11 protein-coding genes are annotated in these 14,063 nt (G+C 57.0%); 5 read left to right on the forward strand and 6 right to left on the reverse strand.

Annotated elements, in window-relative coordinates:
• The first annotated feature begins 137 nt into the window (after positions 1-137).
• Entirely contained in the window at positions 138-761 is a 624-nt protein-coding gene (locus ACHUE7_RS11135; RefSeq protein ID WP_213677103.1) for a peroxiredoxin, read from the forward strand.
• A gap of 448 nt (positions 762-1,209) precedes the next feature.
• Here the strand turns inward: ACHUE7_RS11135 and ACHUE7_RS11140 are convergent, their stop codons facing one another.
• On the reverse strand, positions 1,210-2,094 hold the full coding sequence (locus tag ACHUE7_RS11140; RefSeq protein WP_394170026.1) for a LysR family transcriptional regulator: 885 nt from the start codon (positions 2,092-2,094) through the stop codon (positions 1,210-1,212).
• A gap of 132 nt (positions 2,095-2,226) precedes the next feature.
• On the opposite strand from ACHUE7_RS11140, the gene trxA reads away from it, so the two are divergent.
• A complete protein-coding gene (gene trxA / locus ACHUE7_RS11145) occupies positions 2,227-2,553 on the forward strand; it encodes a thioredoxin (protein ID WP_127556171.1) in 327 nt (108 codons plus the stop codon).
• A gap of 248 nt (positions 2,554-2,801) precedes the next feature.
• Positions 2,802-5,306, forward strand: coding sequence for an acyl-CoA dehydrogenase (locus ACHUE7_RS11150; protein ID WP_394170027.1), 2,505 nt, complete (start codon positions 2,802-2,804; stop codon positions 5,304-5,306).
• 39 nt (positions 5,307-5,345) lie between these two features.
• On the opposite strand, the gene ACHUE7_RS11155 is transcribed toward ACHUE7_RS11150, so the two are convergent.
• Together ACHUE7_RS11155 and rnt are read right to left on the reverse strand one after the other, a co-directional pair.
• A complete protein-coding gene (locus ACHUE7_RS11155) occupies positions 5,346-5,645 on the reverse strand; it encodes an MTH1187 family thiamine-binding protein (protein WP_394170028.1) in 300 nt (99 codons plus the stop codon).
• Positions 5,645-6,334, reverse strand: a complete 690-nt coding sequence (gene rnt / locus ACHUE7_RS11160) for a ribonuclease T (protein WP_394170029.1) — start codon at positions 6,332-6,334, stop codon at positions 5,645-5,647. Before rnt ends, ACHUE7_RS11155 begins: the two co-directional genes overlap by 1 nt.
• Before the next feature lie 149 nt (positions 6,335-6,483).
• Between rnt and ACHUE7_RS11165 the strand changes: the two genes are divergently transcribed.
• Together ACHUE7_RS11165 and ACHUE7_RS11170 are read left to right on the forward strand one after the other, a co-directional pair.
• The gene (locus ACHUE7_RS11165; RefSeq protein WP_394170030.1) at positions 6,484-7,437 is read left to right on the forward strand and encodes a flagellar protein MotY; all 954 of its coding nucleotides are present in this window, start codon (positions 6,484-6,486) and stop codon (positions 7,435-7,437) included.
• Complete coding sequence (locus ACHUE7_RS11170; RefSeq protein ID WP_394170031.1) at positions 7,434-7,793, forward strand: hypothetical protein; 360 nt, start codon at positions 7,434-7,436, stop codon at positions 7,791-7,793. Before ACHUE7_RS11165 ends, ACHUE7_RS11170 begins: the two co-directional genes overlap by 4 nt.
• Here ACHUE7_RS11170 and ACHUE7_RS11175 read toward each other — a convergent pair.
• The 3 genes from ACHUE7_RS11175 to ACHUE7_RS11185 are packed head-to-tail and all read right to left on the reverse strand — an operon-like array spanning position 7,790 to position 14,062.
• Positions 7,790-12,772: a DUF6701 domain-containing protein gene (locus tag ACHUE7_RS11175; protein ID WP_394170032.1), complete on the reverse strand. Its 4,983-nt coding sequence runs from the start codon at positions 12,770-12,772 to the stop codon at positions 7,790-7,792. The two genes, ACHUE7_RS11170 and ACHUE7_RS11175, sit on opposite strands and share 4 nt — an antisense overlap.
• Entirely contained in the window at positions 12,753-13,163 is a 411-nt protein-coding gene (locus tag ACHUE7_RS11180; protein ID WP_394170033.1) for a hypothetical protein, read from the reverse strand. The genes ACHUE7_RS11175 and ACHUE7_RS11180 overlap by 20 nt, the downstream gene beginning before the upstream one ends.
• Positions 13,160-14,062 carry a prepilin-type N-terminal cleavage/methylation domain-containing protein gene (locus ACHUE7_RS11185; RefSeq protein WP_394170591.1) on the reverse strand — a complete coding sequence of 301 codons (903 nt, stop codon included), beginning with the start codon at positions 14,060-14,062 and terminating at the stop codon, positions 13,160-13,162. The genes ACHUE7_RS11180 and ACHUE7_RS11185 overlap by 4 nt, the downstream gene beginning before the upstream one ends.
• Position 14,063 lies beyond the last annotated feature (1 nt).

Here is a 14,063-nt window from a genome sequence, read left to right on the forward strand (position 1 = left end):
TCCCTGAACTGTAATCCATAACCATTAACTTGGTAGACTGTGGCGCCGCGACTTGTTGTTACCGGCGGTCCGGGCTCAGGGCAGTGGCGCCTGTTTTTAATAACCCCTGTATCCATCAACCTTCTCAAGGAGATTTCATGAGCGTATTACTGGGTCGCAAGGCCCCTGATTTCACCGCACCGGCGGTTAAAGGCAACGGCGAAATCGTTGACAACTTCAGCTTGAGCCAGTCCATCGAAGGACGCTATGCGCTGGTTTTCTTTTACCCGCTGGACTTCACCTTTGTATGCCCGTCTGAGCTGATTGCGCTGGACAAACGTGTTGAAAAGCTGAAAGACATGGGCGTTGAAGTGATCTCTGTATCGATCGATTCGCACTTCACCCACAACGCCTGGCGTAACACGCCGGTCAATGAGGGCGGTATTGGCCCGGTGCGTTACACCATGGTCGGCGATATGGACCACAGCATCACCAAGGCCTATGGCGTTGAGTCTGAAGGCGGCGACAGCTATTACCCGCCGGGTGTAGCTTTCCGCGCGTCGTTCGTGATCGACAAGAAGGGCGTGGTTCGTGCCCAGCACATGAACGATGAGCCTATTGGCCGCAACATCGACGAACTGGTTCGCGTAGTTGAGGCGCTGCAGTTCTTTGAAGAGAACGGTCACGTTTGCCCGGCCGGCTGGCAGAAAGGCGACGAAGGCATGGTTAACACGCCTGACGGCGTTGCTAACTACCTGGGTACCAACTCTGACAAGCTCTGATCTCTGGATTTGTCTTCGAAACCCGGCATTCGCCGGGTTTTTTTTGGCTTGTTCAGTGGCAAGTAGTTGTTTTGGCTTGGGTGCCAATGGTCCGCAGCGGATACCAGGGGCGCCCTTGTGAGGTCGGCGTAGATCCATCCGTGGAGCCTAGGCCGCAGCATCCCTGCTGCGGACTTCCCCACAAGGACACCCCTGGCACCCGCTGCTCGTTTCCTTAGCTAATTATAGAAACTCAAGTTTCGGAGTTCGCAACCAACTGAGTGTCAGGTGCCGGGTAACCCTATCTGGGGAAGTCTGAGGCATGGATGCCGAAGTCTAGGCCCCATGGACGGGTTCACGCCGCCCCCAGATAGGGTTACCCGGTTCCTGACACGAATTCCTGGCACCAACGCAAACCTGAACTCCGAAACTTGAGTTAGAAAGAAGCTCTTGAAGCGAGTACTAGTTCTCACAAAAGACTGTAAAGCCGACCAATGTGATTCTGAAAGTGGTCCAGAAACAGCTGGGTTTTCAGCGGGAGCTGGCGGCTGCGGTAAACGACCGTCAGTTGCTGAGCGACCGGCTTTCCTTCCAGTGTTACCTCCATCAATGCGCCACGCCGAACGGCGGGTTCGGCCTGGTAGCGGGCCAGGCGGGCGATGCCCAAGCCGCGAACGGCAGCCTGCAGTTGCATGTCCGGGCTGTTCAGCACGAGTCGGCCAAATACGGGTTGAACGGTGAGCGTTTGGCCGGTTCGAAATGCCCACTGGGTCTCACCGGTTTGCAGGATGCAGCGGCATTCGCCGAGTTCAGACAGGGTAGCTGGCCGTTTTTCGGCGCAGTGAGGGGCGATATAAAGACCCTGGGGAATGCTCATCAGGGAGCGTGCTATCCAGTCGCTGTCAGGCAGAGGGGCATCGTGCAGGATGAACTGGAGATCGTGGTCGGGCGAGGGTGAGGGGTATTGGCCGCTGTATTGGGTGCAGCTGAGGCTGATGTCCGGGTAGCGTTGCAGGAATTCGCTGATCAGTTCGCCCATCTGGGTGGTGAACAGTTCCTGGGGCATCTGGATCGATAGGGTGCCCTTGGGTTGGCGCTGGTAGGCCAGTACGGACGATTGAATCTCGGCCAGTTCATCGAGAAAGGGGGCGGCGTTGTTGTAAAGGCTCTGGCCGGCCTCGGTCAGGTCCATGCGTCGGGTGGAACGCTCCAGCAGGGTGACGCCCAGCTTTTCTTCAAACTGCCGCAACTGGCGGCTGAGGGTCGATTTGGGCATGCCGCGCCGGGCTGCTGCAGCGGTGATGCTGCCCGCGTTGACGGTATCGACAAAGAGGGACAGGCCATCCAATTCCATAATCGGGGTACTCTTACCAGGGTGATTGTTCCAAATATGGCATAAAGATGCTCAAAAATACTGTCTAGTATCGAAAATTAAAGCACTTATGATGGGGGGCATCAAAGTCATTGTCCTGAAGAGGAAAGCAGAATGTCGAATGTGAAATTGCTGAATGCAGACGAATTTAATGCCAATGTTGAAGGCGGCCAGGGTCTGACGCTGGTGGACTTCTACGCCGACTGGTGCGGCCCCTGTAAGATGATTGCGCCGGTACTGGAAGACCTGGCCAGCGAATACGAAGGCAAGGTCAATGTTGTGAAGCTGGATGCCGATGCCCACCCGGACGTATTGTCCAAATACGGTGTTCGCGGCCTGCCCACCCTGATGATGTTTGAAAATGGCAAGCCAGTGGGTACCCGTGTTGGCGCTCAGCCTGCCAGTGCACTGAAAGCCTTTATCGGTGAGCATTCCGCTTAATCGATCTTGTTTTACCCAATACTCTCCTTTTTACCGGGCTCTGCCCGGTTTTTTCATTTCCCGCCCCTTATATGAAAGATTCGTTCCCCTCTGGCAAAAAAGCCCGGAAAGCGGTGCTTTCGATTGGCAACTTGATCAACAAGTCGCTAAGTTTCAAACATGTGTTTTATTATCGGCTCGTCCAGACGGTTTAAGGTGTAGAGTCTGGGGTGAGCGCATGGGTATTTTTTACCGATCGGGAGGTCATTATGAACCATTTATTGATTCTGGCGTTGGCGGTGGTCGTCAAACTTGTGATTTTACGCCGCGAAATGGGCGCCATGGCCCTTGTGGTCGGCTTTACCATCGTGGGCATCCTTGGCTTCATGTGGAGTAGCCCCTGGTTGGGCGCCCTGTTGATTCTGGCGGCCGCGGGCACGGTTGTTGGCGGGTTGCCGGCGCTGCGCAGCAGCTGGCTGACGCCAAAACTGTTTTCGATTTTCAAGCAGGTGGCACCCAAGGTATCGGATACCGAGCGAGTGGCGCTGGAAGCCGGTACCGTCGGCTGGGATGGTGAATTGTTTTCCGGTCGTCCCGACTGGCGAGTGCTGATGGACAACCGCAACAACGGCCTCACCGATGAAGAACAGGCCTTTGTTGATGATCAGTGTGGTGTGGTCTCTGGCATGTGCAATGCCTGGGACATCGCCAACGAACGCGCCGATTTACCGGCCGAAGCCTGGAATTACCTGAAGAAAGAAGGGTTTTTCGGGATGATCATCCCTAAGGAATACGGCGGGCTTGGGTTTTCAGCCAAGGCGCAATCGGCCGTATTGCAGAAGTTGTCGGTCAATGAGTCGCTGATGGTCGTGGTTGGGGTGCCCAATTCCTTAGGCCCGGGCGAGTTGCTGTTGAAATACGGTACTCAGGAGCAGAAAGACCATTACCTGCCGCGCCTGGCCGATGGCCGTGAAATTCCCTGTTTTGGTCTGACCGGCCCACGCGCCGGGTCAGATGCGACCTCGATTCCCGATACCGGCATTGTCTGCAAAGGCATGCACGAGGGTAAGGAAGTTCTGGGGGTACGGCTGAACTTCGAGAAACGCTGGATCACCCTGGCGCCCATCGCCACCGTGGTCGGCCTGGCGTTCCGGATGTTCGACCCCGATAAACTGCTGGGCGATACCGACGACATTGGCATTACCTGTGCACTGATCCCGCGGGATACCGAGGGTATGGAAATTGGTCGTCGTCATGCGCCCATCGGCAGCCCCTTTATGAACGGCCCGATCATCGGTAAAGATGTGTTCATTCCGATGGACTGGCTGATTGGCGGCACTGAGATGGCCGGTCAGGGCTGGCGAATGCTGGTGGAGTGCCTCTCGGTAGGGCGCTGCATTACGCTGCCTTCCGGTGCCAGCGGCTCGGGCCGATACATGGTTGGGCTGGCCGGTGGTTTTACGCGCATTCGCCGTCAGTTCAATGTACCGGTGGCGGACATGGAAGGTGTGCAGGTGCCACTGGCGCGAATTGCCTCCATGGCGTATATCGCGCGGGCCACGGTGCGGCACACAGCCAATATGATCGACAGCGGTGAAAAACCGGCCGTACCTTCTGCCATTCTGAAAAGCCAGCTGACCGAGTTCCAGCGTCAAATGGTGACGGACGCCATGGACGTACATGGTGGTAAAACCGTAACCCTGGGGCCGCGAAACTATCTGGGCATTGGCTATTCGTCGACGGCGGTGTCAATCACCGTTGAGGGCGCGAACATCATGACCCGCAGCCTGATGATCTTTGGTCAGGGTGCGATTCGCTGCCACCCCTGGGTGCTGAAAGAGTTGGAAGCGAAAGACAACAACGACATCAGCGCCTTCGATAAAGCCATTTTCGGGCATATTGGCATGGCCGCCGGTAACGTGGCGCGCTCACTGACCGCGGCGCTGGGCATCCCCACTGGCGAGACGCCGTTTTACGGCGATGCCGGACGCTATGCCCGGGCAGTCAACCGGTTCAGCGCCTCGTTCAGTCTGTTGGCCGATGTGGCCATGGGCACGCTCGGTGGCGGGCTAAAACAGCGGGAAATGCTCTCGGCGCGGCTGGGGGATGTGCTGTCGAACCTGTATATGACGTCAATGGTGCTTAAAGAATGGCACGAGGGCACCAAGGTCGCCGGTGAGGAAGCGCTGATGCGCTACAGCTGTGAGTTCCTGCTGCACCGTGCTGAAATTGCCATCGACGAAATTCTCGACAACCTGCCGAACCGTCCGGTCGCCATCGCTGTGCGTCCCGTAGTGCTGCCGCTGGGTAAGCGCTGGCCAATGCCGTCCGATAAGCTGGTGGCCCGCATCGCCCGGGATGTGTCAACCGATACGCCCTTGCGCAGCCATCTGATTGAAGACACCTGGCAGACGCACGAAGAAGGCCAGCAGGAGAACCCGCTGGCGCGCTACAACGCCCTGCTGAAAGACAATGACCGTGCAACCGAATTGTACAAGGTGGTCAACAAGGCGTATGCCAAGGGGCAGTTGCCAGCAACGGCATTGCACCCGGAGCAGCGTGCTGAAGAAGCGTTAAAGGCAGAATTGATCAGTGAAGCGGACTACACCTTCATGGTGGCTTATGAAGCCGATGTGCTCGATATGCTGACCGTTGATGACTTTGCTTTCGATGAGCTGGCACGTAACAAGAGCAAGATTGTTTGGCACAACGGGCGGCCCAAGGCCAAGCGCAAGGCGGCTCCGAAGAAAACTGAGGCGGCTACAGACGAGTAGGGAGGAACCCTGGCCGGGTTTGGATGCCCGGCCAGTGGCTTAAGACAGCCGGTCTTCTACCGCGCCGATTTTGTCATCGAAGGTCTGGTCTTTGTCGGTTCGGGTGCCGACCTTAATGGTGGATGACAGGCGGGTGACGCCGCCTTCGTGCAACTCGGCGTGGCAGGCCTTGATGGCGGCGAAGACGTCGTCCCAGTCGCCATAGAGGTTGGTGCCATAGGCGTGCAGGCGGATTTCAATCGGGAAACGTTGCAGAATGCGTTGGCACCGGGCAATCTCGTCAGCAACCGAGACGCCCTCGCCAATAGGGATAACACACAGGTCAGCCATGCATTTCATCAGCTCTGCTCCTGTCGGTCCATAAATTCCTGCTGGGTTTCAAACTCTCCGACTTCTGGCACCAGTGGCCAGCCACCGAGCTGCTTCCAGCGGTTAACCATGTCGCAAAACAGCTCGGCGGTTTTGCGAGTGTCGTACTCGGCACTGTGGGCTTCGCGGTCGTTGAATTCAATACCGGCAGCTTCGCAGGCTTTCTTGAGTACGGTTTGGCCATAAACCAGGCCGCCCAGAGCTGAGGTATCGAAGGTTGAGAACGGATGAAAGGGGTTGCGCTTGATGTCGGCGCGTTCGACCGCGGCCATCAGAAACGAATGGTCGAAGGTCGCGTTGTGGCCGACCAGAATGGCCCGCTTGCACTCTTCATCCTTGACGCCGTGGCGTACCATTTTGAAGATACTCTTCAGCGCGTCGGCTTCATCGACGGCGTCGCGCAGGGGGTTATGCGGGTCGATCCCGGTGAATTCGAGCGCCGCCTTTTCCATATTGGCGCCTTCAAACGGCTGAACATTGAAAAACAGGGTTTTATCCGGTGACAGCCAGCCTTCTGAATCCATTTTCAGAGTAACGGCGGCAATTTCGAGCAGGGCATCGGTGCGGGCATTGAAACCTGCTGTTTCGACGTCGATGACAACCGGGTAATAACCACGAAAACGCTGCGATAACAGCCAGTGAGCTTCGGGGTGCGACACGCGCGCTCCAGACCATGAATTTGACGATCATCTTAATGAACTGGTCAGTTATGGCAAGGCGTTTGCTGTGGTTTTATAAATAGGGCGTAAACAGGCCTCTTTTCGGCCAATATTTGGCCGATAACCGGCAAAACACGGGAGATACACAGATGACCGTTCGGCAACGATTCGCCCAGGCACCCCGGGCAGCGGTGATTTTTGGCCGCGATGGCCTGATCGCCCTGGTGCTGGGGTGTTGCCTGCCGGTGGCCTGGGCGGCGGACTACGGTACCGGCCTGTCCGATACCACCTGGCAACTGGAGGCCAACGAGTATTACTGCAAGTTTTATCAGCCGATTCCGCAATACGGCCTGGCCGTGTTCTTTCATGAGGCAGGTGAAGAGCTTGAATTCTATTTGCAGGCCACCCGCAACCAGATGGCCCTGGGCCAGGCGGCGCTGACCGTAGAGGCGCCAGACTGGCGCTCCAGCGCCCTGACCCACGAGCTGGGCTATGTGCGGGTGCAAGACCGGGACATTCCGCTGCGAGTTGAACCCGACCGGGCCCGGCGCATTATGGGCGAGCTGGCCAATGGCATGGCACCGACCTTTACGCGCCAGGCGCGTTATGGCTCCGAGTCGATTCGCGTGCAGGTTTCGCCGGTTGAATTCAAAAGCTATTACAACGACTACCTGGCCTGTTCGGCCGGGCTGTTGCCGGTCAATTTCAGCCAGGTCGAACGTACAGTGGTGAATTACCCGAGTGGTGGCGAGCTGCTCGATAACACGGCGCAGTCTGTATTGGATGATCTGGTTGCCTACGTTGCAGCCGATGAGCGCATTCTGGCGCTGGAAGTGGTCGGCCACAGCGATAATGTAGGCACGCGCTACGATAACCGCCGGCTGTCCGAGCGCAGGGCCAACCGCGTAACTGATTACCTGGTGGAACAGGGTGTCGACTCGTCGATTATCCTGACCGACTACCAGGGTGACCGATACCCCATTGCCGATAACAACACGGCCGCTGGCCGCTCTGCCAACCGGCGCACCACCATTTTGGTGGTTCGCGATTCCGGCGATGCAGACGACCCCCTGAACGGCCTGCCGGATTTTGATGCCCGATGATGTCTCCCTTCCGACGCCAACACCGCAGCGACGCCGGTTCAGGACCGGCCGTGGTACTGACCGATGATCAGCTGGTCTACCGCCGTGCCAGTGGTGCCCGAACCGAATTGGACCTGGCGGATTTGACCCGGGTATCGGTGTTCGCCGACGCCAGTGGCCAGTGTTTCTGGCACATTGAAGGCAAGGGCTGCACGGAAGCCATCGTACCGGTTGATGTTCCGGGCGAATCGCTGATTCGCCAGTATCTTAGCCAGTGGCGCGGGTTTGATTACGATGGTCTGGTGCGCTTTGTCAGTGAGGGGCAGTCGCAGGGGCACAGGCAATTATGGCCCCTGACAGTCAGCACGGAGCGTTAGCGGAAGCCATCCTGCTGGAACAATAAGGGCGAGCGACCCTGGTACAGGCCGAAGTACAGGGTGCTGGGTGGCCCGGTCATACCCAGCCCGGCTTCCCAATCCCATTCCAGCCATTCCGGCACGTTGACCAGAACACCCACGATACCCGGTGTGGTCGATTCAGCCACCAGGGTGCCGGCACCCGCGTTCAAACCAACCAGAGTGCCATCGGCCGAGTTGGCTACGCCAGCGCAATTCAGAGCGCCTGGTTCGCAAACACCCTGGAAGGTGAGGCCGGGAATCTCGCCAGTGCCGGTTTCGTTGTCGCTCGTAAAGGGAGCAAAACTGACAGCGTTGGGGGTTATGCTGCTATCTACATCGTCGAGTAATTCAACCCATACTGGCAGTTCGGCCGTTTCCTGGGTACTGACCTGGCGTTCGGCATTCAGCCGGGCGTAATACAGCGAAACGGCACCCAGGTTTAGGGCCAGGTCTTCGCATTGGGTTAAATCGCCGTGACAGGCTTCACTGTCGTTGAGTTTGCTGGATCCGATAATAAGTTGATTCAGTATCTGGGGCGTATCACTAACAGTCGGCCCCGCTGCTGCGCGTGGCCAGGTCAAACCGGTTTGGCTGAGGGTCAGAGTCACCTCGCCGTTGTAATCATTGTTGTCTGACAGGGCCCATGTGACCGAGTCGTAGAGCAGATCATCGCCCGTGTCTTCCAGGCTCGGGGGTTTTTGATACAGATTGACTGTATTTAGAGCCAGCTTGAAAAAGTCGCCGTCGTAGTTGAAAACCGGGTCATCGTTAACATCAAATGCTTCAACTCGTAAGGGAATCGACGACAGCGTCGCAGACTGACCCTGATAACGGTAAGACGTCGACCCCCAGTTGGCCGGGTTATCCTGAGTAATGCGCAAATAGGCGGGAATGAAGCGACCTACCCGAACGGTATTGGATTCGACCTCCAGGTCCGGCGAACCCGGTCTGGCGAGGTAGCTGTCAATTCTCCCCCTGAGGTCAATGACTCCCAGGTCGGAAAAGCTCAACCCAAGTCCCGTGGCCAGGGTCAGTGTACTGGTATCAAGGGTGCCATCGGGCTGTTCGTAAGCTGCCCAGGCACTGCCGGGTGTCGAGCTGCCAACTCCGCCATTCAGCTCGCCCTTTGCTTCCGCATCACCCGGAGCGGCAATGGTGGTCAAAGCGCCCCAGTTGATGTCTGGTAACGTTGTCGTGCGGGCAAAGTTGGGTGTGGGGCTTCCAAGAGCATTGAGGGCTTGCACCTCTAACCGGAAGGGCTCGCTGGCACGGGTAAATACCGGGGCATTGGCGCTGGCGGTTACCAAACCGTCGGTTGCGAGCTCGTCACCGTCGCTGTTGCGAACCCTTAACAGGCGAAGCTCGGCGGGTTTAACACGCAGATTGACACTTTGACTCAGTGTGATTGACGAGGGATTGCCGTCAACATCCGGCAGGGTGTACTCCAATGTGAGCGGTTGTACTCCCACATCGGGTGATTGCAGCGAAAACTCGGCCGTTGAGTCTGCGGAAAATGTCAGGGGCAATGTGGTCGTGTCTTCACCCGCAATCTGGTTCTGCGGATTAGGCAATTCAGTCGTGGTGCCTGCGTTGGTCAGACCGACCTGCTGGGAGGGGCTGCAACTGGTCGGGTCGCTGCATTCAGTGCCTGCCGTAAAATCCAGTGTGCCACCGTCGCTGAACAGACCTTCACAAACACCGGTGGTGGTATTGGTGCGCACTGCCTGTACCGAAAAAGGCCCTTCGGTGGCACCGGCGATCAGATCAAAAAATGCCGTGCTGCTGGTGGTGTTCTCGCTCGGGAAGAAACGCAGACCGACATCGTTAAAGGTCACCTGGCAATTTGCTTCAGCGGTCGTTGAGCCACCGACAAAGCACAGATTCTGGGTAAGCGGCACTGTCGAGGGGGTGCTGTTTGGAATGCCCAGGGTATAAGTGCCGGCTGCATCAGGTAAGAAGCCGATCGACTCTCCGGACACGATATCGGTCACCTCATTGCTACCCTCCCAGCCGTCAGCAGGGCTCAGAGTGGCGCTGAACGGATCGGTGTATTCCAGGGTGCAGGCTTCATTGGCGCAAGCGCGAATGGTCACATCAAGGGGTTCGCAGGTGAGTCCGACGGCCTGGTTTCGAACCAGCTCAAAGTGGTGAATGGGGGCATCGTAGGGCTCGATGATGTCGGCACAGACCTGAAGGTTATCGATTTCGTGATTGGCACTGCTGCCCCCGGTTGAGCCCGTTAGGGTCAGGACAAGCTTTTCCGGAATAGCGGGCTGGCCGGCTTCGTTGAGTGCATCGAATTCACTCACCAGTGTTACGTACCCCGAGCCTGCGTTGCGCTCGATCTTTACCAGTGCCTGAGTGCCGTTGCTGTTATCAATGGTGATGCGATACCGGTGTGGCGTTGTGCTGGATGTTAGTACCGCTGGGGATATGTCGGCTGACGTACCTCGCAAGTAGCGGTACCCGGTTGTGCCAGACCCGTAGCCGCGAATGGCAATGGCATTGCGCCGGGCTCCGGGGCCCCCGACCCGACCTTCAGTCGGGTTCGAGAAATTGCCAAACTCGTCCAGACCAATGCCCAGCCAGCCGCCGTTGAAGCCCGGGTCGCCATTGTTTCGTTGCGCGTAGCCCAGGGAGCCACCAAAACTGCCCGGAAAGGGGGTAATGTCGCGGTCAGAAAAAGTGACCGTGACGCCATCGGCGGCATTGGTGGCGCCGTTATTCTTGTATGCGTAGAAATCAAATTCGACGACGACGCGGTTGTTTTCACTCGGGAACTGGCGCAGAAAAGTGGTGGCCGTTGCAATGTTGGTGCTATCGGGGGTCAGGCGCAGCCGTCCGCCCACAACCTGTGGTGTAAAAGTGCCACTGCTGCGCAGGGTTTGCCAGTCGTCGTTCAGGCTGCCGCTGAAGGTATCGGTGATGCAGGTGCCCGGTGTTGAGCAGGCAACGGTGTTGCCCATGTCGGCCAGAATCTGACTACTGGATTGGGCGTAGTCGTAGAGTCGCACTTCGTCGAACACACCGTTGGCGGAACGGCCGGGCTCGACATAATTGGAACGGTTGTCGCCGATGTACAGGCTGTTGAGCTGGCTGAGTAGTCCGGTTGTATTCTGGTTGTTTAGCGTGCCCACGGCTGTACCGTTAGCATAGATACCGAAATCGCCGTCGATCATGTCCCAGGTGACGGCTACATGCACCCATTCGTTTGCGTTAAAGTTTCTTGTACTGTTGCTGGTTTGAAAGTTGTAATCACTGTCATTGGAATCCTCAAGCTCGAATCGCAGCCGCCCATTGTTGCGGAGCACGAGGTAAAAATAGCGGTTGTCCCCATTGTTGCCGTACTGATCACTGTTGGCAGAAAATAGAACCCGGTCCTGATTATCGCCATCCCAGTCGAGGTTGCTTTTATACCAGAAACTGAGTGTCCCGCGGGTTGGCGTCAGGTCACCCGGGTTTAAACCGGTATCGACAGCAGAACGCAATGCACTGCTGTTGTTCGCCGGCACCGAGGCACCTTCGCAAGTGTATCCCGCTGCCGGGGTAATATTGCCTGTGGTTGTGGCGTGATTGTTATTGCCACTGTAATCCAGTATTTCACCTGCCGCACCGGAGTAACTGCTTTCGTTGAGTGGGTAATAAGCGACAGGCGTCAGTGACGTGCAGTAGTAAAGTGCAGAGGCCGGAATGATTGTCAGGCCAGTTTCACCCGGAGGCTCCCAGCCCAGCTGAATGGTCGCGCCACCGCCGTTCTCATAGTATTCCAATATCACAGGAACCAGTTCACCCGCCTGCAAAAACACGGACCCGGTTCGAACCCGGGGGGCGTGATCAGACCAATCATCGATGATCAGATTGCCATCGACGTACAACCGCGCCCCGTCATCCGAGTTTGTAGCCAGGGTGTAGGTTCCGGTTGTGGGCGCATTGAGATAGCCGGTCCAGCGAATTGAGAAATTGTCGTTGCCTACCGCAGCGGTGCTGGGTGAGCCGCTGCCCCACTCGAAATCGATGGTCGGCACGTTGTCTTCATAGGCAGGCGTGCCCGTTAAAAAGCGATTGTTGAAATACTCGCCTTGCAGGCCCGGGTTAAGTGCACAGTTTTCCGGAGGTTCGGGTGCTGCTGGCTGGCAATTGGGGTTGGCAGGAGTACAGGTGCCGTAGACGTTGCTGTTGTCGGAAACATCGATTTGGGAATATCCGGGTGCGACCAGATCTCCGTACACCGTTGAATTGTCTACCTCAATTTCGCCCGATGTACTGGTGACGGTTACTGGATCAGAAGGACTGCCAAATGTGCTGTCCTCTATGCTGACGGTACTGGCACCGCTGACACTGCCAGCGATAAAGGTAACGTCCTCAAAATCACCGGGGTTGTTTGCAGTCATGACAAAGTCGCCACTGAGCGTGCCACCGTCAAACGTCATACCGGATTGAGCCTGGGCGCCCCCGAGCAGGTTGGTGTCTTGGGCTTCAACGCGATTATTGAGGCTGGTCACTTTACCGGTAACGGTACCGCCTTCGAGATCTATGTCACCATTGGCCGTCAGGGTGCCATTGACAATGCTGTCGGTTAATTCGATGCCGCTGCTGTTCGAAGTCAGATCACCGAATACGGAGGTTCCATCGGCAATGATTTGACCGTAGCTATCGACCAGGTCAATGCGATTGGTATTGGACCCGACACTACCGTCTCCCAATCTGAAACCATTATTGGCAACCAGGGTTGCGTTGGTATTGGCAACGATGTCGTCGCCATTAATCAATGTGATGCGGCCGTTACCTGTGCAGGTATAGGTTGTGCCGGAAACATTCCAGCTTGTCGAGCAGCCGGGAAACTGGCCCAGCGACAAATTAAAGACATCAGCCAGAGTAGGTAGGCTGACACTCAGCGCAGCACCGGCTACCAGCACCTGGGTTATGCTTAGACGTAACTTAGAGTTCAACAGTGGCATTGCGTTGGGTCCAGACATAGTTGGCATCGTTCATATTGCCAAAGGCGGCCTCAGCCGTCAGACGATACAAGAAAACACGCTGTGAGGCCGGGTTAGGGCGGTTGTATGCCCCTTCGGTGCAGCTCACAGTGACGGTGTAATCAGAGTAGGCAGGGACGGTGACGGTTGTATCGGCTGCACAGGCGCCAGAACCCTCTTCTACCAGCCGTTGTGTGGCCCACTCAAGCCCTGCAGATGCGGCCTGTCGTGCCCGGCTTTGCAGCAGGTTTTGCGTGACCTGTGCACTGGATGATATCGACAGCCGGGAGATGACCACAAGCGCAGCGCCGATGACAACAATCAGAAAAATAACCGCTACCAGTGCGACGCCCTGCTGAGGTTTGCGGTTCATAGGCCATTCCCCAGCACAAAGGTATCGGTGAGTTGAATGCCTTCCGAGCCATCCCCCAGGGCCAGCGTAATCGTTAGGGTAGGGGGGCGATACAGAAAGCCCGGTGTCCAGCTGAAACGGCATTGCGTGACATCGTCGGTAATGCGAGCCGGTGTGGCTGCGCCTATGCGGCTGGCCAGGGCCGTGTTGCTCAGGTCAGTATAGCCGGTAATGCGCTCTAGCCGCCCGCTGTCGCAACGGTAAGCGACGGGCCCGTTGGTAAAGTAGGCCCTGAAAAAGGGACTGTCATTGGGGAAGCGGTGGTTGCTGTTGTCGAGTGTTATCTGGGTCACCGGGCACTGAGAGCAATCGCCACAGTCGCAGGTGGTTCGGTTAACAATCGAATCGACCTCGGCAAGGTAACCTTCCTCGTTGCCTGCCAATTCATCGGCCCAGTCGCTGTAGAGCTGGCTGAAACCGGGTGAGGCGATTGATACATAGGTTGACGTGCCTGCCGGCAAGCTGGAAAGAGCCCCGAAAACATCAAAAGACCCGTCGTTATTGATGTTCAGTCGATCATAGGCGGGTGGGTAGTTCCGATCCCTATATCGCAAGGCCGGTTGTGCCTGATCCGGAGACAGCGTGAAAAACTCCACAACCTGATCATTGCCAGCGGTTGCCTCTGAGGTGCGCACCGAATTGGGAACCGACCTGTCCAGATCTTGCCGCAGCTGAAAGAAGGCGGCTTCGCCCTGTTGCACCCAGGCCGCGCGTTGTTGGGTATCGACAATGGCGGCATAGCGATTGCCGATCAGCGGACCGACGACCGCCACCAGAATGCCGATGATTACGATCACGACGATCAGTTCAACCAGGGTAAAACCGGGTTGGCGAAAGTGTTTCGGGTGTTTGGACGTCATC

This window comes from Saccharospirillum alexandrii (assembly GCF_043641555.1).
GTDB classification, from domain to species: Bacteria; Pseudomonadota; Gammaproteobacteria; order Pseudomonadales; family Natronospirillaceae; genus Saccharospirillum; species Saccharospirillum alexandrii_A.